The organism is Streptomyces sp. NPDC001194, from assembly GCF_042896985.1.
Taxonomy (GTDB): Bacteria; Actinomycetota; Actinomycetes; order Streptomycetales; family Streptomycetaceae; genus Streptomyces.
Genome location: NZ_JBIAXU010000023.1, coordinates 107,823 through 125,144, shown reverse-complemented (window position 1 = coordinate 125,144; position 17,322 = coordinate 107,823). Strand labels below are relative to the sequence as shown.

The window sequence follows — 17,322 nt, the reverse complement described above, 5'->3', positions numbered from 1 at the left end:
CCGCCCCCCGCCCCGGCGCCCCCCCGCGGGGCGGCCCCGCCCCCGCCCCGGAGAGCGGCGCGCCGAGACCATCGCCGCACGCGGCACCCGCCTCCGGCCGTTGCCGGCGGGAACTCGGTCGCGGGCGGAGGAGCGGGCGGGTTTCGGCCGCCCCGCGGTGCGGGCGCCGAGCTCGTACGCCGAACGCCTGCTCTGGGAAGCGCGCGGTCGGTGCAGTCGGCCGGGGGGCCCGCCAGGCCGACGCAGTCACGCGCGGAGCCCGTCCGGCGAAGGGTTTCAGCCGGGCTGACAGATGGCGCTGGAGGTGCGTACGAGGTCGATGTGCCGGCGGGAGACAAGCGGCAGCATCCGGCCTGCGTGGTGCAGTTCTCGCATGGCCACCTCACTTGATTCCTAGTTTTCCCACCTGGTTGGTAGGCATATTGGCAGAGCCGGACAACGGGCCCAAGAGGCTGACCGCATCGTGGACGTCGTCATCTCGTGATGTGAGAAGACGCAGGTGGGGCAGGGATCAGGGATTGGTCCAGGCGCCGGGGGGATCGGCCAGCGCCGAGACGCCCGAGGGGAGATCGGAGGACGCCACGTCGGCGAGCGTCACACCGTCGAGGATCTCGCGCACATTGGCCCGCAGCGCGATCCACAGGGGAAGCAGCGACTGGGCGGGGCCGGTGTAGGACAGGTCCGGCGGGCGGACCCCGCGCACCGAGACGAGCGGTCCGTCCACGACGCGGATGACGTCCGCGATCGTGATGGACTCGGCGGGCTTGGCGAGACGGTAGCCGCCGTTGCCGCCGCGCTGGCTGAGCACGAGACCGCCCCGCCGCATGTCGTTCAGGATGCCCTCGAGGAACTTGTGCGGGATGTCCTGGGCGTCGGCGATGGCCTCGGCCTTCACCGGCCCGTCGTCCTGCGACGCGGCAAGCTGCAGTGCGGCACGTACCGCGTAGTCCGCCCTGGCTGAGATCCGCATGGGGCCATTATCCGGCATGGATCAGGCCGGCGTCGGCCACGGGCGGCCACGGGCTGCCGGGCGGGTGCGCGCGCCCGGCAGCCCGCGGGGCCCGGCTCGTGGATCCGTGTCCCGAGCGGGAGCCCCGCGTCAGTGGAAGGCCGCCGCCACCGCGCGGTGGGAGCCGTTGAGGTAGTGCTCGCCGATGGAGCGCAGGCGGTGCGCGACCGGCCGGTGGGCCGTCAGGACCCGGGCGTTGCGCCAGAACCGGTCCAGACCGGGAGCGTCGGCGATTTCCAGCACGCGGGCGGTGATGTGCAGGGCGGCCTCGGACATCACGGCCTCGGCCGTGGCGACCAGCGCGGCCACGCCCGCCGGTACCTCGGCGTCGAGGTGCGCGCCCGTGGCGAGGGCCCGCGCCATGACCTCCGTGGCCCGGTCGACCACGGCGGTGGCCGTCTGGGCGGCGGAGGCGAGTTCCCCGTACGTCAGGAAGAGGTCCGGGTCCTCTCCGGGCAGCCGGTGCGCGCGGCCGCCCCTGCTGAGGTCGCGCGCCTCGGTGAGGGCGCCCTCGGCGATGCCGAGGCCGACGTGGCACAGGGCGAGTCGCAGCGCCGGTTCCGCCAGCGCGGTGACGGGCGGGGTCGACTCCTCGTCGTGCGGCCGGCGGCCCAGCACCTGCTCGGGCGTGATGGCGACCCGGTCCAGGACGACCCGGCCCGCGCCGGCGACCCGCTGTCCGAGGCGATCGTGGGAGGGTTCGACGCTCACGCCCCGCGCGCCGGCCGGGATCCGCACGACCAGGACGTCGCCGGTCGCGGCGCAGACGGCGTCCACCACGATCTGGTCGGCGGCGGCCACCGCCGTGTCCACGGACCGGCGTCCGTTCAGCACGTGGCCGGTGGGGCGGGGTCTCAGCGTGAGGTCCGGTCCCGAGGTGTCCTCGTCGGGCACGAGGGTGCGCACCGCCCCGGTCCACAGCCAGCGCTCGCGCACCGACTCCTCTTCGAGGGCGGTGGCGAGCTCGTGGTCCGCGTAGAAGCGCCCGCTCCAGGCGTGTACGTAGTGACGGGCGAGCAGGTCGCCGACGGAGCTGTCCGCCGCGGAGATCTCCCGAATGACGGCGCAGCCGGTGCGCCAGTCCACCCCCCGGTCGGGTCCGGGCGGAGTGAGGGCCGCGGGCAGGCCGGCCTCGCGCAGCCGGGCCGTCTCGTCGGTCGGCGGCTTGCCGGCCTGGTCCCGGGCGATGGCGTCCGCGGCGAGGTCGTCCGCCACGTCGCGGGCGGTGCGCAGGAGCGCGCGGGACCGCTCGTCGGTGGACGGGAGTCCGACCGGGCTGAGTGTCGTGCGCACGGGTGTCACCGGCAGTCCCCGGTGCCGCCGTGCGGCGCGGGGGCTGGGCGGGCGGCGGTGCCATGGGGGCTGGCGGTGGTCATGTGGGCTACTCCGGAACGTTGTCGGGCGGCGACCGGGCAGGGCTGCGAATCCCCACCTTTCCCATCGGATTGATAGGGATACTCGCCCGAAGCGACCTTTCCGGCAAGGGTGTGACCGGATGGTGGACAGTTCGATCTCGGGATGAAAGACGCCGCAGGTCAGCCTCCGGGGTGTGGGTCCAAGGTCGGAATCCTCGGCAAAGAGGCTGTGGAGCAGGGGAGTTGGACCATCACGCACCCCTGGCGGCGGGAAATCCCCACATGGTTCCTCCGGCCATTTCCTACATGAACGGTAGGGAAGTATTGACGAGCATCCGCCGGGCACCTCAGGATGTGCCCATGTCCCCGTCGCAGCCGTTGCTCGTACGCCGCAGGCACGTTGACCTCCGTCGCGTGGCCAGCGCCGTCTGCCGCCCCGTCTAGGGCCTTACGTCAGGGCATTTCCCCCATGCGCGCCGATGTTCCGGTGCCGCTTCCTCCGTGCGTCGCGCCTTTCCCGTGACCCCGGCCTCCGGGCCGTCCGGGTCGGTCCGGCCTGCGCCGCGCCGACCTTCCGGTCGATTCCGTCACGGAGACGCCCTGCCCTGTCGTGCCCGAACACCCGGCATCCGTACTTCACTCCGCGCAGCCGAAGGGGCTCATCATGACCACCGCACTTCCCGCACCCGCCGTCCGCCGTTCCCCGGCCCCCCGCCTCCAGCTGGTCGGCGACCGTCCGCTCGCCGTCCCGGCCGTCCCCGCCGGAGGGGCCGATGGCGGCCGTGTCGGGTACCTCGTGTTCCTGCCGGCGAACGTCGACCCCGTCGCGCTGATGCAGGCGCACGGCATCCGCCCGGAGGTCCATCCCCTCGGGCTCGGTCTGCCCCGGCCCCCCGGGGCGGAGCCGGCCGCGCCGGCCCCGCAGTCCGACCCCGTCCGGCTCGACGAGGCGATCCGGGGCGACGACGCGATCCGGGTCGACCGGGCGCGCCGGCTGGTCGAGGTCGACGGGCGCGAACTGGACCTCACGTACCTGGAGTTCGACCTCCTGGCCCATCTCGTGGCCCACCCGTACACGGTTCACACGCGTGATGCCCTCATCTCGGGCATCTGGGGCTACGGGCACATCGGCGACGGCCGTACGGTCGATGTCCACGTGGCCCGGCTGCGCCGCAAGCTCGGACCCGCCCACCGGGACCGCATCTCCACCGTGCGCCGCGTCGGCTACAAGTACGTCCCCGACCACCGGTAGCCCCGGGCCGGTCAGCGTCCGCCCGCAGGACCCTTTTCGCGTCCCCCGGCATCCGCCGCGAGCGTCAAGGCCGAGTCCGCGTGGAGGGTGACGCGCACCGGTGTGAACGTGGTGGCGTCCACCGCCGACTCCCCGTTGCCGGGGTTGCGGGCGTAACGCGGATGGGCGCCCGCGCTGATCTGCCACCGTATGCGGTGGCCCACGGCGAAACGGTGGGCGGTGTGGCTCATCGCCACGGTGACCTGCGAGGGCTCCGCCCCGTGCGTGCGCACGCTGCCCAGCCCGTCACAGATGTTGACGGAGCGGCCCTGCGCGTCCACATCGCACAGGCGGGTGAACACGTCGGCGTACCCGGTGTCCGTGGAGATGCTCAACCGCGCGGAGACCGGCCCGAGGACGTCCACGGCCTCGGTCAGCGGGGGACCGGTGAACGTGAGTACGTCGTCCCGGGCCTCCAGGGCGCTGTTGTCGCGCGGACCGGCCGTACGGGAGAGGAGCCGGCCGCCGACGGAGGGCGTCGGGTCGTCCGGGTCGTAGCGGAACGAGGCCAGTGGCGCGCGGTCCGAGGGGGCCTCCCGGGTGAGGTGCCCCTGCGCCGTGGGGAACCACCGGCCGGCGTGCGAGGCCGGCGGCCAGTCGCCGAGGTCCCGCCAGGCGTTCTCGCCGCCCATGTGCACGCGCACCCGTGTGGGGCGCGGGCCGGAGGTGTCGGGGCCCAGGTGTGCGCGCAGCCAGGCGAGGCTCTCGGCGAACACCTCGGGCCATCCCTGTTGCAGGGCGGAGGTGTGGGTCCAGGGGCCGACGAGCAGGGAGGTCTCGCAGCCGGCCGCGCGCAGCCGCTCGTACTGCTCGAAGGTCTGGTCGGCCAGCGCGTCGTGCCATCCGGTGATCAGGCTGGTGGGCACGCGGAGGCGCCGCGCCGGCTCCGCCATCGACGCGCCCCGCCAGTACGGGTCGCCGGCGTCCGGGTGGGTCATCACCTCGTCCAGCCAGGGCACCTCGCCGCCGAGGGCCGAGACGTACGCCCGGCGCAGTGGTTTGGCGGTGGTGGCCTCGCGCAGCCGGCGCTGCAGGCGCAGTGTCGCCTTCACGAACGGCGCCATGCCCCGGTGCTGGTAGGTCATGCCCACGCCGACGGCGAGAGCCGTCTCCAGGTGCAGTGCGCCGCCCGAATGGAACAGCGCGTGGGGATCGTGCAGGCCCACCTGCACCACCATCGCCTTCAGTTCCGGCGGCGGGTCCAGGGCGAGCGCCCACTGCACGTAACCCAGGTAGCTGGGGCCGACGGTTCCGAGGGTCCCGTTGAACCAGGGCTGTTCGCGCAGCCAGGACACCGTGGCCAGGCCGTCGCCGGCCTCGTTGCGCCACAGGTCGAACGTGCCTCCCGACCCGCCGGTTCCGCGGCAGCTCTGCAGGACCACGTGGAAACCCTGTTCGGCGAAGAGCAGCCCGTACATGGGTGACCACGGCAGGCCCCGGCCGTACGGCGAGCGCACCAGGAGGGTGGGGAAGTCGCCCTCGGCGCGGGGGAAGTAGTGGTCGGTGATCAGCGGACTGCCGTCGGCGGCCGGTACCTCGAGCCCGGGCTCCCAGCCGACCTCGTGCAGTGCGGCCGGGAGGCGGCGCCAGGTCGCCCTCATCATCCGGGCGGCCAGCGGCGGCTTCGCCGCCGGCGGTGCCCAGATCGGCCTCGTCACAGGACCGCGCATGGGAGTAGTCACTTTTCCCCTCCTGATTTCCGTACGTTGTACGAGAATAGCTCATGCTTGACTGGGGTCCGCAAGGGACGCCGATCAAGGAGAGGAGCGTGGACCGTGCCCACCGAGGGAAATGCCGGCGCCCCGGCAGTCGACCCCCAGCAGCTCTGGCTGGGATCCGACCAGCCGCGCAGGGGCCGCAAGCCCGCCTACAGCCGAGAGGCGATCACCGCGGCCGCCGTGGCCCTGGCGGACGCCGAGGGCCTCGAAGCGGTCACCATGCGGAAGGTCGCCGCAGAGGTCGGAGCCGGGGTCATGTCGCTCTACAGCTACGCCCCCGACAAGGAGACGCTGCTGAATCTGATGGTCGACCACGTCACCGCCGAGCTGCCGACCTCGTACCCGCTCACCGGCGACTGGCGCGCGGACCTGAAGACCATCGCCCGCCTGCAGCGGGACCACATGCTGCGGCACCCCTGGCTTCCCGGCGCGCTGACCACCCGCCGCGTCCCCGGACCCCACACCCTGGCCTTCCTGGAACGCGCGCTCGCCGCCCTGCGGCCCGCCGGACTGGACGGGGCGGCAAAGCTGGAGGTCTTCGCCCAGCTCACGGCGTTCGTGGCCGGGCACGTGGCGCACGAGACGGCGCAGGCCGCGCTGGCGCAGTCGCCCGAACGGGCCGCGGCGGAAGCCCGCTACCTCGCGGTGGTCGCCACGGACGGCAACCACCCGGAACTCGCCGAAGCCCTCTCCACCCCCGGACGCCCCCTCGCGCCCGAAGACACCTTCACCCGGTTCCTGAACCGCCTGATCGGCGGCCTCGACACCGACTGACCGAGCCCGGTGGGAGGCCGGCGGCGGCCGCGCCGTCAGTCAAGCGGCGCCGACCAGCGGGGATCGCGCCCGCTCAGCCCGACCGCCCGGTCGATGAGCGGGGCGTCGTCCGGTACGGGCACGACGGGTCCGAAGATGCCCGCGCCGCGGTCCCCGTCCTCGGCGGCCTGCAACAGGAACGCGTGCGAGACGCGCAGCGCGGCGTGGTCGGGCGTGTACTCCTGGCCGGTGGCCCGGGCCAGGTCCCAGCCGTGGACGACCAGTTCGTCGGCGGCCACCACACCCGCGATCTCGCCGGGGAGGTCCACGCCGCCGGCCCGGGTCATCCCGGTCCAGGCAGCCGGTTCCCCCCAGGCCTCGGCCATTTCGGTGAGGACCCGGGGCAGTTGCTCGCGCCAGTCGGCGGGCAGGGCGGGCGCTGTGGCGCCCGGGGCCGTGTCCGTCGTGGGGCCCAGGTCCTTGCGGGCGGCGTCGCGGAACGCGACGGCGAGGCCGGAGAGGTGGCCCAGTAGATCGCGGACCGTGTACTCGGGGCACGGTGTCCGGTCGGTGAGCGCCGCATCGGGCACGTCCCTCGCGAGCCGGGCCAGGACCCGGGCCTGCGGCCCGAGATCGACAGCCGTCATGTCGTTCATTTCTCCGCTCCCTCCGAGGTGGTGCGCCTGAAGGGTAGACCGGTGCCGAAGCCGGGACTCATCGCCACGCGGGCACTACGTCGAGGCCGCGTGGCCACGGCCCGTCCATTCCTCCCGGAGCAGGGCGTACACCAGGTCGTCACGCCATGCCCCCTTGAAGAACTCCGTACCGACGAACCGGGCCTCCCGGCGCATGCCCACTCGTTCGAGGAGCCCGGCCGAGGCGGTGTTGGCCGCGTGGCAGCGACCGACCACCCGGTGCAGCCCCAGCGCCTCGAAGCCCAGGCCCAGCACGGCGAGCGCCGCCTCGGTGGCGAAGCCCTTGCCCTGGTGGGCGGGGTGGAAGACACAGCCGAACTCGCCCTGACGGTGCTCCGCACTCAGCAGGACCAGCTCGACCTGCCCGATGACCGTACCCGTGCCCGGTTCGACGACAGCCAGGCTGAGGCAGTCCCCGTCCGAGGCCAGTCCGGTCTCGCGGGCCATCTGCTCCACTGCCACCCGGACGTCCTGCGGGGCGCGCGGCTCCCACCGCATGAACCGGGCGACGTCGGGCCGGCGCTGGTAGTCGTACACGTCCGCGCTGTCCGCCGGCACGAAGGGACGGAGCGTCAGCCGGGCGGTGGCGATGGGCGATTCGATGCGCAGCATCGGACGACTCTACGCGCGGCGTTCGGCTCCGTCGGTCGCCCCCCGCCACCACTCACCGCGGCACCTCGAGGACGAAGAAGAGGAAGCAGGGTTTGGTCGAAAGGGCGGGGAAGTCGTCGGGGAACAGTTCACGGGCGGCCGGATCGGGCTGCGGCTCGCTCAGGGCGACGAGACGGAAGCCGGCGGTGGTGAAGGCATCGGTCATCGCGTGCAGCGGCTTGCGCCAGAACCGCATCGGGGCCAGCTCCCCGTTGAACGTCCAGTCAAAGGTGTAGCTGGTGGTCGCGGAGTAGTCGGGCCGGGGATCCTGCATCGCATAGGCCACGAAAGGGTGGTCCACCGACGCGATCAGCCGGCCGCCGGGCCTGATCACCCGTCGTAACTCGGCCAGCGTCGGCCCCCAGTCCTCCAGGTAGTGCAGCACCAGGGACGCGACCACGTCGTCGAACGCGTCGTCGTCGAACGGCAGCGGGTCGCCCAGGTCGGCCGTGTGCAGGGCGACGTCGGCGCCCAGCCGCCGTCTCGCCAACGCCAGCATCCCGGCGCTGGCGTCGATGCCGGTGACGACCGCGCCGCGGTCGTGCAGCGCGGCGGACAGGGGACCCGAGCCGCATCCGGCGTCCAGGATCCGGCGGCCGGCCACGTCTCCGGCGATGGCCAGCATCGCGGGCCGCTCGTAGTACGCGTTCACCAGGCTGGTCTCGTTCTCCGCCGAGTACGCCTCGGCGAAGCCGTCGTAGTCGTTCACCCGGGCCGGATCTGCATCTAAGTGCTCCATCGTCGCAGCCTAGTAGTCGCGTGATCCGGGCGGCCCGGCGTCGGGCTCCGTCGTGTCGATGAGTTCCGGGGCGTCCGCGGGTCTATCTCTTGACGGAGACAACCGACTCATCCGGAGGAAGCCATGGGCCTCATCCACATCGAGATGTTCGCGACCCTCGACATGGTCGGGCAGGCGCCCGGCGGCCCCGAGGAGGACCCGGCCGGGTTCCCGTTCGGCGGCTGGCAGGCGCCCCTGCTCGACGAGGTCGGCGGGGCGCAGGTCGCCGCGGCGTACGCGGACACGGACGCCCTGCTGCTCGGCCGGCGGACGTACGACATCTTCGCCGCCTTCTGGCCCCACCAGAAGGGCGGCGAGGACGGCGAGATCGCCGCGCTCTTCAACAGCGTCCCGAAGTACGTGGCCTCGCGCGGCAGGCCCGACCTCTCGTGGGCCGGGTCCACGCAGCTCGGCCCGGACCTGGCCGCCGCGGTGCGTGAGATCCGCGAGCGGCACGAGCACGTGAAGGTCGTCGGCAGCCTCGACCTCGTGCAGAGCCTCCTGCGCGAGAAGCTCTTCGACCGTCTCGACCTCTGGGTGCACCCGATCCTGCTCGGGGTGGGCAAGAAGGTGTTCGACGGCGGCACGGTACCCACCAACGTGACCCTCCTCGAGCCTCCGGCGGCCGGGCCCAAGGGCACCGTCCTCCTGCGCTACGGGCTCGCCGACGGAACGCCCGCGACGGGGGACATGAGCGCACCCGGACGAGGTGTCTGAAGCCGGCTCCGCACCGTCCCTCCTCCGCGGACCTCCCCGGTCGGAGCCCGGGGAGGAAGGGCCCGGGGAGGAAGCGCCGCGGACCGTCGAGGTGGCGGGGGCTACCGTCCGCCGGGGGCGGTCACCGTGTGCAGCCGGGCGCGCAGCCCGGCCAGACCGATGCGCAGTCGCCGAGGCGGTGAGGGCGGCAGGTTGCGGGAGGTGCCGCGTGCGTAGTGCCGCTCGACGTAGTACTGGCCGGCGCTCAGCACGGTCGTGGTGGCGACGTACCAGACGGTGGCGACCATCAGCAGCGGGATCACCTGGTAGTTCTGGTTGTAGACCAGCTGCACCGAGTACAGCAGATCGTGCACGGCGAGCACGCTGACGATGCTGGTTCCCTTGAGCGTGCCGATCAGCATGTTCCCGGCGGTCGGCACGATCGACCGCATCGCCTGGGGCACGACGATCCGGCGCAGGGTGCGGCGCCTGCTCAGGCCGAGCGCCTGTGCGGCCTCGGTCTGGCCGGAGTCCACGGAGAGGATGCCTCCGCGCACCACCTCGGCGGCGTAAGCGGATTCGTGCAGGGTCAGGCCGATGACTGCCGTGAGGGTCGGGCCGAGCAGGTTCACCGTCTTGACGGTGAAGAGCTGGGGGCCGTACGGGATGCCGAGGCCGAGCGTCGGGTACAGGGCGCCGATGTTGAACCAGAACAGCAGCTGCACCAGCAGCGGCGTGGAGCGGAAGATCCACACGTATCCCCAACTCAGCGTCCGAAGAACCGGATTGGCGGACAGGCGCATGACGGCCAGCACGGTGCCGAACAGGAAGCCGAGAGTCATCACCGCGCCGGTCAGCCACAGGGTGAGCAGCAGTCCGTCGAGCACGGCGGCGGTCGTGAAGTACCGGCCCACCACATCCCATTGGAAGGCTTCGTTGCGGACGACGGAGACCATCACCATCGCGAAGACCAGCAGAGCGGCGGCAGCGGACAGTCCGCGTCCGAGGTGCCGGCGCGGCACGATCGGAGGCGGATCGCCCTCGGGGGTTCCGAGCGCCCCTGAGGGATTCGCCGGCGGGGCGGCCGCCCCGGAGAGGGCGACGCCGGAGCTGACGGCGGTCGTGGCGGATACGGCGGAAGCGGCGGAAGCGGCCGAGATGTCGGGCGGGGTGGCCATGGGAGGCTCTCCAGTGGCGGGGCGCGGGCGTGGATGACGGCCCGGCGGCACGGCGCGCGGAAGTACGGCACAGGCTGCGCGCGGATACGGTGCTGCCGGGAAACGGGTACTCGTGTCGTCACGCTCACCGCGTCCCTCAACGCGGGCGAAGGGACTCCCGGGTGGGCGGAGCCGCTCCGCCGCCGATCGTATGCGTCCGCGACCCGGCCGTGTCAACCACGCACCGTCCGGCCGGTCTCCGCGCGGGGCCAGCCGTCCGCGGCCATTGCGGCACGTGCTTGACGAAGAGCGGCATGTGCTGCTCAAGTAGTCGCATGAATGCCCATCAGCGCTTGGTTTCGCGCGACTACATCGACTTCGGTCGGGTGTGGTCCGCGGCGTGTTGCGCCTGACGCGGCAGCGGGCTGTCTGATCGGCCCTTCCCTCCCTCGGTGACCCCGTCGCGGGCCGAGAACCTCCTTCGCACCACCACCGGGCACAGGCAGCGGGCCGTACGGGGCACGCAGCCGTGAGCCCGGGCGTGCGCTGCCGCCACCCCCCTTTCTCCCGACGCTCCGCGTCGTCACGCCGGCACCGCCCTCGTGTGCCCCTCCGTCGTCCCGTCATCTTCCCCCGCGGCAACGGCTGTTCAGCCATGCCCGCAGGCCGGGTCCCTCACCCGCCCGCCCACTGCGAAAGGCCATCCCCATGCCCGTGGAATTCCTCGGCATCGCCGCGACCAACAACGGCTCCGAAACCACCGCCCGATCCGGCGCCGCCTTCGACAAGGAGTACACGCTCCGGCTCGCCCGGGCGCACGAGGACCACGGCTGGGACCGTGTGCTGTTCGCCTACGGCTCCGGGTCGCCGGACCCCGCCCCGGCGGCCGCCTACATCGCGAGCAGGCTGGACCACCTCCGGATCCTGCTCGCCCACCGGCCCAACGTCTCGTACCCCACCTACGCGGCCAAGACCTTCGCCACCCTGGACCAGATCAGCGGGGGCCGCCTGACCGTCCACTTCATCACCGGCGGCAACGACCGCGAGCAGGGCCGTGAGGGCGACACCCTCACCAAGGACGAGCGCTACGCCCGCACCCGCGAGTACATCCGGATCGTCAAGAAGATCTGGACCACCCGCGAGCCCTTCGACCACGAGGGCGAGCACTACCGCTTCCACGACTTCGTCAGCGACGTCTTCCCGGTCCAGCAGCCGCGCCCGCACGTCTCCTTCGGCGGCTCCTCACCCGCCGCGTACGCCGCCGGCGGCGCGGAGGCCGACATCTACTGCCTGTGGGGCGAGCCCCTCGCGAAGACCGCCGAGCAGATCGAAGCGGTGAAGGCCGCAGCAGAGGCCGCGGGCCGTACCGACGTGCCGCGCATACAGGTCGCGTTCCGCCCGATCATCGCCCCGACCGAGGAACTGGCCTGGGAGAAGGCCCACCGCACCGTGGGCGCCATCAGGCAGCGGCGCGAGGCAGGCCTCGTACGACACCACCGCAACGGCGTCCTGGAGGCCGCGGCGCCCCAGAACACCGGATCACAGCGGCTGATCGCCATCGCCGAGGCGGGGGAGCGCTACGACCGGGCGCTGTGGACCCCGACCGCCGCCGCCACCGGCGGCGCTGGCAACTCCAACGCCCTGGTCGGCACCCCGGAGACGGTCGCCCAGGCCCTCCTGGACTACCACGACCTCGGGGTCGACATCCTCTCGGCCCGCGGCTACGACCTGCTGGACGACGCCGTCGACTTCGGCCGGTACGTGATCCCGCTCGTCCGGGAGGAGGTCGCGAAGCGCGATGCCGAGCGCGAGCGGGCCACCGCGGCGGCCGCGGCGATCGAGCCCCACCCTCCCCTCGCGGCGGTACTCGGGTGAAAGCCGCGCCACACACGTCGTCCTGCGGCGGCGGCACGCACGTCGCCCAGCCGCTGGAAACACCCCGCACAGGCACCATCCCCCGCAACGGAAAGGCCCTCCCGCTGTGAACCTCCCAGGGAACGGGATCCGCGCCCGCCTGCGCACCGCCGCCTCCCTCGCCCTCCTGCCCCTCTTCCCCCTCCTGGCGCTGACCGCCTGCGACTCCGGTGGCGGAGCACCGGCCGGCGCGGCTGCCCGGGCGTCCTCCCCGCCGGCCGACGACCCCGTGGCCGGCGTACGGGCCGTGGACTCGATCGCCGCCCTGCTGCCCGCCGAAGTCCGCAAGGCGGGCACCCTGCGGGTCGGCAGCTCCGTCGGATCGCCTCCCTCGGCCTATTTCCCCAACGGGCAGGACAAGCCGCCCGCCGGCCAGGACATCGACATCGCCGACGCGGTGGCCAAGGTCCTCGGCGTGCGGCTGGAGCGCCAGGACGCCTCCTTCGAAACGATCCTGCCGGCGCTGGGCAGCGGGAAGTACGACTTCGGCACGGGCAACTTCGGCGTCACCACCGAACGGCTCAAGACCATCGACTTCGTCACGTACGTCAACGACGGGCAGGGCTTCGCGGTCAAGAAGGGCAACACCACCCTGACCACTCAGGTCTCGGAGCTCACCCAGCTGTGCGGACTGACCATCGGCACCGGCGCGGGCACGACGTTCGAGAAGACCCTCACCGCGCAGCAGGGCGTCTGTGCAGAGGCCGGCAAGAAGCCGTACGAGGTGAAGGTCTTCGCCGAGGCAGGGGCCGTCACCACCGCCCTGCAGCAGGGCCGGATCGACGTCGTCATGTCGACGATCAACGGCCTGCGCCACCAGGCCGCACAGCCCGCGGCGCAGACCGCCTTCCTCGGCGAGTACCACCGCCTCGACGTCGGCTTCGCGTTCAAGAAGGGCTCCCCGCTCACCCCCGCCCTCCAGGCCGCCGTCAACGAGCTGATCAAGAACGGCACCTACGCGCGGATCCTGCAGAAGTGGGGCACGACCGCCTCCGCGATCGACACGTCGCGGATCAACCCGGCCGAGCACGCGTGAGCGGCGGGTCCGTGGGCGATGCCATGGTGCGGGTGCGCGGCGTCCACAAGAGCTTCGGGACGCTGGAAGTGCTGCGCGGCGTCGACCTGGAGGTCCGCGCCGGCGACGTCACGGTGATCCTCGGCCCCTCCGGCTCGGGGAAGTCCACGCTCCTGCGCACGATCAACCACCTGGAGAAGGTCGACCGCGGCTGGATCAGCGTCGACGGCGATCTCATCGGCTACCGCAGCTCCCGCGGCAAGCTCCACGAGCTGAAGGAGAAGGAGGTGCTGCGACAGCGCACGCGCATCGGTTTCGTCTTCCAGGACTTCAACCTCTTCCCGCACCTCACCGTGCTGGACAACCTCGTCGAGGCGCCCGTCTCCGTGCTCCGCCGGCCGCGCCGGGAAGCGGAGGCGACGGCCCGCCGGCTGCTGGAGCGCGTGGGCCTCTCGGACAAGGCGGACGCCTACCCGCTGCGGTTGTCCGGAGGGCAGCAGCAGCGCGTGGCCATCGCCCGCGCGCTGGCCCTCGAACCGAAGGTGCTGCTCTTCGACGAGCCGACCTCGGCCCTCGACCCGGAGCTGGTCGGCGAGGTACTGGACGTCATCAAGGACCTGGCGCGATCCGGCACCACCATGATCGTCGTGACGCACGAGATCGGCTTCGCGCGCGAGGTCGCCGACACCGTCGTGTTCATGGACGCCGGTGCCGTCGTGGAGCAGGGGCCGCCAGCGGCCGTCCTGGACGACCCGCGGCACCCCCGCACCCGCGCCTTCCTCTCCAAAGTCCTCTGACCGCGCGCGCTCCCCGCCGCGCGGCGGAGGGGACCGTCAGGCGCGGGGCGACGGGGACGAGCTCTCCAGGGGCGCCTTCCGCTGCCGGTTGAAGGGGAGCCTGCCGAGTACGACCGCCATGCCGCAGGTGTTGCTGAGGGCGGAGTAGACCAGGCCGGCCGCGATCCCCGCGGACAGCAACCGGAACGCCGGATGGACGAGGAAGCCGAGGGTCAGGCCGAGGAGCACCACGGAGCCCGCCGTGAACCGGACCTGGCGCTCCATGGCCCAGACGGACCGGGTACGGCCTTCGGGGCGGTCGAGCCGGTGCCCCGCGGCCGCCCAGGCGGTCGTGCCGCCGGTGAGGCTCGACGCGCCGATGCCGTGGGAGGCGAGGGCGGCGACGGCGTTCTCCGCCCGGGCGCCGGAGGCGCACACCACCAGCAGGGGCTTGTCCCCGGCGGCCTCCCGCAGTTCCGGCAGCGCCCGGGCGATGCGGTCGAGGGGGATGTTGAGGGCGTCCGGCAGATGGCCGGACGCGAACTCGGCCGGAGTCCGGACATCGACGACGGTCAGCCCGTGGCGGCGGGAGAACGCCTCGCTCACGCTCAGGGCGGCGGAAACACTCATGGCAGATCGCGTTCCTTGGCAGAGGGGGGAGAGCCCGCACGGAAGACCGGAGGCACGTGCCGGGGATCCTAGAGACCGTGGCACCCCCGCGGCCGACGCCGCGCACGATCGCCACACGGTTGCCATGCCACGGCAACAACGGACGGCCCGGGCGCCGCCACCAGGGCGTGTCCGCAAAGTCCCGCCTGTCCCGCGACGCCCGGCACGCTCTCTCGGCGCACCGGGCGAAATCCCGAGTACGTCCAGTACAAGGGCTTCCGCCCGGCACACCGAGAGCACGCACCGGACGCCGCGGGACCGCCCTCCGGGCGGCCGGCGCCACTTTGCGGACACCCCCCCGGCGCACTCCTTCGCCGGCACTGCCCGCTTCGGTCAAGGCGGTCCACGGCCCGGCCGGGCCGTCACGCGCATTTAATGCCGTGTGCATGGCCACCGGGGCCGGTGCCTCCGCATGATCGAACTCCGTTCGCGACAGCCGAGGAGCCTCCCCGATGCCCACCCGCCGCCACTTCATCGCCGGGTCCGCCGCCACCCTCGGCCTGGCCGCGCTCCCCGCCGCGCCGGAGGCCCTCGCGGCTCCGGCGGCCCCGGGCGCCACCGCGGCCCCCGGTACGGCCACTCCCAACTTCGTGGTGATCCTCGCCGACGACCTCGGCTACGGAGACCTCGGCGCGTACGGCCAGAAGCTGATCACCACGCCGCGGATCGACCGGCTCGCCGCCGAAGGCCTGAAGTTCACCGACGCCTACTCCACCGCCGCCGTCTGCGCGCCGTCCCGCTGCTCGCTGCTGACCGGCCTGCACACAGGGCACTCCGCCGTGCGGGCCAATCCCGACGGCGCCCCCGGCGCGCTGAAAGCCGGCGACACCACCTTCGCCGAGGTGCTGCGCGCCCGCGGCTACCGCACCGCGGTGATCGGGAAATGGGGCTTCGGGCCGGAGGAGGGCGACCAGCCCAGCCATCCCAACTCCCGTGGCTTCGAGGAGTTCTACGGATACATCGACCACGGTCACGCGCACGAGTACTACCCGCAGTACCTGTGGCACAACGGAGCGAAGGAGACCATCGCCGCCAACGCGGGCGGAGCGAAGGGCGCGTACAGTCCCCAGCTCATCGAGCAGCGGGCACTGGACTTCATCGGCGACCACGCCGCCGAGCCCTTCCTGCTCCTCCTCACGCCGACCGTGCCGCACGCACCGAGCGACATCCCGGACGTCGGCGCCTACGCCTCCCGTACCTGGACCCAGCAGAACAAGGGCCACGCCGCCCAGATCACGTACTTCGACTCCCTCGTCGGAAAGGTCACCGACCGGCTGCGCGCGCTGGGCATCGCCGAGAACACGGTCGTCCTCGTCACCAGCGACAACGGCCCCCACGAGGAGGGCGGGGTCAACCCGGACCTGTTCGACGCGAACGGCCCGCTGCGCGGCTACAAGCGCAACCTCTACGAGGGCGGCATCCGCGTCCCGCTGATCGCCTGGTCCCCGGGCCGGATCGGGGCGGGGACCACCGACCGCCCCACCTCGCTCACCGACGTGCTGCCCACCCTGGCGGAGCTCGGCGGCGCACCCGCACCCGCCGACATCGACGGACTGTCGGCCGCCCCGCTGCTCGCCGGCAGCCCGAACGCCGCACGCCACAACCACCTGTACTGGTACCGGGACGAACGCGGCGTCACCAGCCGCGCGAACACCGAGGACGGCGGCCGCGCCACCTGGCTCGCGGAGGCGGTGCGCAAGGACGACTGGAAGGCCGTGCGGTTCGCGCCCGTCAGGGACCACGCGCTGCCCGACGCACAGTGGCAGGTCGAGCTGTACGACCTCGCCTCCGACCCCGGTGAGCGGCGCGACGTCGCCGTCGCCAACCCGTCCGTGGCCAACGGCCTGGTCGCCCTCATGCGTTCCTCGTGGGTGGACACGTACGTGCGGCGGCCCTTCGGAGTCGGTACGCGGATCCAGGGGCCGGCCGTGCCCGGTCAGGCCTTCACGGTGACGGCCACCCTCGCCAACGGGTCGGCCAAGCCCTGGACCGGCGCACTGCTCGCACTGCGCGCCCCGGCGGGCTGGCAGGTCCGGGCGACCGCCGCCACCGGACGGGACCAGCTGGCCGCCGGAGCCACACTGACCACGTCCTGGCAGGTCACCCCGGCGCCGACGGCCACCCCCGGCACGCAGTGGCCGCTGACCGTCGACGGCACGGCGCAGTCGCCGACCGGGCCGCTGCGCTACTCCGTTCCGGAACGGGTCTCCACGGTGCCGGCGGCCCCGGTCGCCGACGCGTACCTGAGCGACCTCGCCTGGGTCTCGGCCGCCAACGGATGGGGCCCGGTCGAACGCGACCGCTCCAACGGGCGCAACGGGGCCGGGGACGGCACGCCGATCTCGTTCGGCGGGGTGGCCTACGCCAAGGGCCTCGGCGTCCACGCGCCCTCCGAGATCGTCTACCACCTCGGCGGAGCGGCGGACCGTTTCACCGCGCTCGTGGGCATCGACGACTTCTCCACGAAGCAGTCCGCCGCCGGCGCGACGAAAGCCTCGCTACGGGGCGACGGAAAGGTGCTGTTCACCACCGGCACACTGACGGGAGCGGGCGGTCCCGTGCAGGTGGACGTCGACGTACGCGGGGTGAGGCTGCTGCACCTGGTCGTCGAGGACGCCAATGCCAACTCGGCCTTCGACCACACTTCCTGGGCACTCGCCCGGGTGACCGTGATCTGAGCGGCGGAGCCGTCGCGGACCGGCGCCCGGGCCGGCGCCCGGGCCGGCCGGAAGCCGGTACCGGACCGCGGCCGGGCTTCCGGAAAGATCGGAAAGACGAGGGATCCCCTATTCGGCCAGTGTGGGTCGGATTCGCGCCGCTTGGGCCGGTTCGGGACCGCGGATCG

At 72.8% G+C, this 17,322-nt stretch carries 17 protein-coding genes; 8 read left to right on the top strand and 9 right to left on the bottom strand.

Going from position 1 to position 17,322, the window contains the following annotated elements; genetic code table 11:
* Positions 1-276 precede the first annotated feature (276 nt).
* The 3 genes from ACFY1T_RS32100 to ACFY1T_RS32090 all read right to left on the bottom strand — a co-directional run bounded on the left by ACFY1T_RS32100 (position 277) and on the right by ACFY1T_RS32090 (position 2,302).
* Positions 277-348 (bottom strand): putative leader peptide, encoded by a 72-nt coding sequence (locus ACFY1T_RS32100; RefSeq protein ID WP_384715479.1) that lies wholly within the window; start codon positions 346-348, stop codon positions 277-279.
* Positions 349-511: 163 nt separating this feature from the next.
* Positions 512-970, bottom strand: coding sequence for an Rrf2 family transcriptional regulator (locus ACFY1T_RS32095; RefSeq protein WP_030869465.1), 459 nt, complete (start codon positions 968-970; stop codon positions 512-514).
* A gap of 129 nt (positions 971-1,099) precedes the next feature.
* On the bottom strand, positions 1,100-2,302 hold the full coding sequence (locus ACFY1T_RS32090) for an acyl-CoA dehydrogenase (RefSeq protein ID WP_390791302.1): 1,203 nt from the start codon (positions 2,300-2,302) through the stop codon (positions 1,100-1,102).
* Between the two features lie 62 nt (positions 2,303-2,364).
* On the opposite strand from ACFY1T_RS32090, the gene ACFY1T_RS32085 reads away from it, so the two are divergent.
* Together ACFY1T_RS32085 and ACFY1T_RS32080 are read left to right on the top strand one after the other, a co-directional pair.
* The gene (locus ACFY1T_RS32085) at positions 2,365-2,808 is read left to right on the top strand and encodes a putative leader peptide (RefSeq protein ID WP_390791301.1); all 444 of its coding nucleotides are present in this window, start codon (positions 2,365-2,367) and stop codon (positions 2,806-2,808) included.
* Between the two features lie 220 nt (positions 2,809-3,028).
* On the top strand, positions 3,029-3,616 hold the full coding sequence (locus ACFY1T_RS32080) for a winged helix-turn-helix domain-containing protein (RefSeq protein ID WP_390791300.1): 588 nt from the start codon (positions 3,029-3,031) through the stop codon (positions 3,614-3,616).
* 11 nt (positions 3,617-3,627) lie between these two features.
* Here the strand turns inward: ACFY1T_RS32080 and ACFY1T_RS32075 are convergent, their stop codons facing one another.
* Positions 3,628-5,256: a CocE/NonD family hydrolase gene (locus ACFY1T_RS32075; RefSeq protein ID WP_390791310.1), complete on the bottom strand. Its 1,629-nt coding sequence runs from the start codon at positions 5,254-5,256 to the stop codon at positions 3,628-3,630.
* 174 nt (positions 5,257-5,430) lie between these two features.
* Here ACFY1T_RS32075 and ACFY1T_RS32070 point away from each other — a divergent pair, with 174 nt between their 5' ends.
* Complete coding sequence (locus tag ACFY1T_RS32070; protein ID WP_390791299.1) at positions 5,431-6,147, top strand: TetR/AcrR family transcriptional regulator C-terminal domain-containing protein; 717 nt, start codon at positions 5,431-5,433, stop codon at positions 6,145-6,147.
* Positions 6,148-6,182: 35 nt separating this feature from the next.
* On the opposite strand, the gene ACFY1T_RS32065 is transcribed toward ACFY1T_RS32070, so the two are convergent.
* From ACFY1T_RS32065 to ACFY1T_RS32055, 3 genes are all read right to left on the bottom strand, one after another.
* Positions 6,183-6,782, bottom strand: coding sequence for a TIGR03086 family metal-binding protein (locus tag ACFY1T_RS32065; protein WP_390791298.1), 600 nt, complete (start codon positions 6,780-6,782; stop codon positions 6,183-6,185).
* Between the two features lie 75 nt (positions 6,783-6,857).
* Complete coding sequence (locus tag ACFY1T_RS32060; protein ID WP_390791297.1) at positions 6,858-7,433, bottom strand: GNAT family N-acetyltransferase; 576 nt, start codon at positions 7,431-7,433, stop codon at positions 6,858-6,860.
* A 52-nt stretch (positions 7,434-7,485) separates the two neighbouring features.
* Positions 7,486-8,211 carry a class I SAM-dependent DNA methyltransferase gene (locus ACFY1T_RS32055; protein WP_390791296.1) on the bottom strand — a complete coding sequence of 242 codons (726 nt, stop codon included), beginning with the start codon at positions 8,209-8,211 and terminating at the stop codon, positions 7,486-7,488.
* A gap of 123 nt (positions 8,212-8,334) precedes the next feature.
* On the opposite strand from ACFY1T_RS32055, the gene ACFY1T_RS32050 reads away from it, so the two are divergent.
* Positions 8,335-8,967 carry a dihydrofolate reductase family protein gene (locus ACFY1T_RS32050; protein WP_390791295.1) on the top strand — a complete coding sequence of 211 codons (633 nt, stop codon included), beginning with the start codon at positions 8,335-8,337 and terminating at the stop codon, positions 8,965-8,967.
* A 101-nt stretch (positions 8,968-9,068) separates the two neighbouring features.
* Here ACFY1T_RS32050 and ACFY1T_RS32045 read toward each other — a convergent pair whose 3' ends face one another.
* Positions 9,069-10,124 carry an amino acid ABC transporter permease gene (locus ACFY1T_RS32045; protein ID WP_390791294.1) on the bottom strand — a complete coding sequence of 352 codons (1,056 nt, stop codon included), beginning with the start codon at positions 10,122-10,124 and terminating at the stop codon, positions 9,069-9,071.
* Positions 10,125-10,811: 687 nt separating this feature from the next.
* Between ACFY1T_RS32045 and ACFY1T_RS32040 the strand changes: the two genes are divergently transcribed.
* From ACFY1T_RS32040 to ACFY1T_RS32030, 3 genes are all read left to right on the top strand, one after another.
* A complete protein-coding gene (locus ACFY1T_RS32040; protein ID WP_390791293.1) occupies positions 10,812-11,978 on the top strand; it encodes an LLM class flavin-dependent oxidoreductase in 1,167 nt (388 codons plus the stop codon).
* A 106-nt stretch (positions 11,979-12,084) separates the two neighbouring features.
* On the top strand, positions 12,085-13,053 hold the full coding sequence (locus ACFY1T_RS32035) for an ABC transporter substrate-binding protein (protein ID WP_390791292.1): 969 nt from the start codon (positions 12,085-12,087) through the stop codon (positions 13,051-13,053).
* A 23-nt stretch (positions 13,054-13,076) separates the two neighbouring features.
* Complete coding sequence (locus ACFY1T_RS32030) at positions 13,077-13,829, top strand: amino acid ABC transporter ATP-binding protein (protein WP_390791309.1); 753 nt, start codon at positions 13,077-13,079, stop codon at positions 13,827-13,829.
* A 36-nt stretch (positions 13,830-13,865) separates the two neighbouring features.
* Here ACFY1T_RS32030 and ACFY1T_RS32025 read toward each other — a convergent pair whose 3' ends face one another.
* Positions 13,866-14,438 carry a rhodanese-like domain-containing protein gene (locus ACFY1T_RS32025; RefSeq protein WP_390791291.1) on the bottom strand — a complete coding sequence of 191 codons (573 nt, stop codon included), beginning with the start codon at positions 14,436-14,438 and terminating at the stop codon, positions 13,866-13,868.
* Between the two features lie 491 nt (positions 14,439-14,929).
* Between ACFY1T_RS32025 and ACFY1T_RS32020 the strand changes: the two genes are divergently transcribed.
* Entirely contained in the window at positions 14,930-17,155 is a 2,226-nt protein-coding gene (locus tag ACFY1T_RS32020; RefSeq protein ID WP_390791290.1) for a sulfatase-like hydrolase/transferase, read from the top strand.
* The last annotated feature ends 167 nt before the right edge of the window (positions 17,156-17,322 follow it).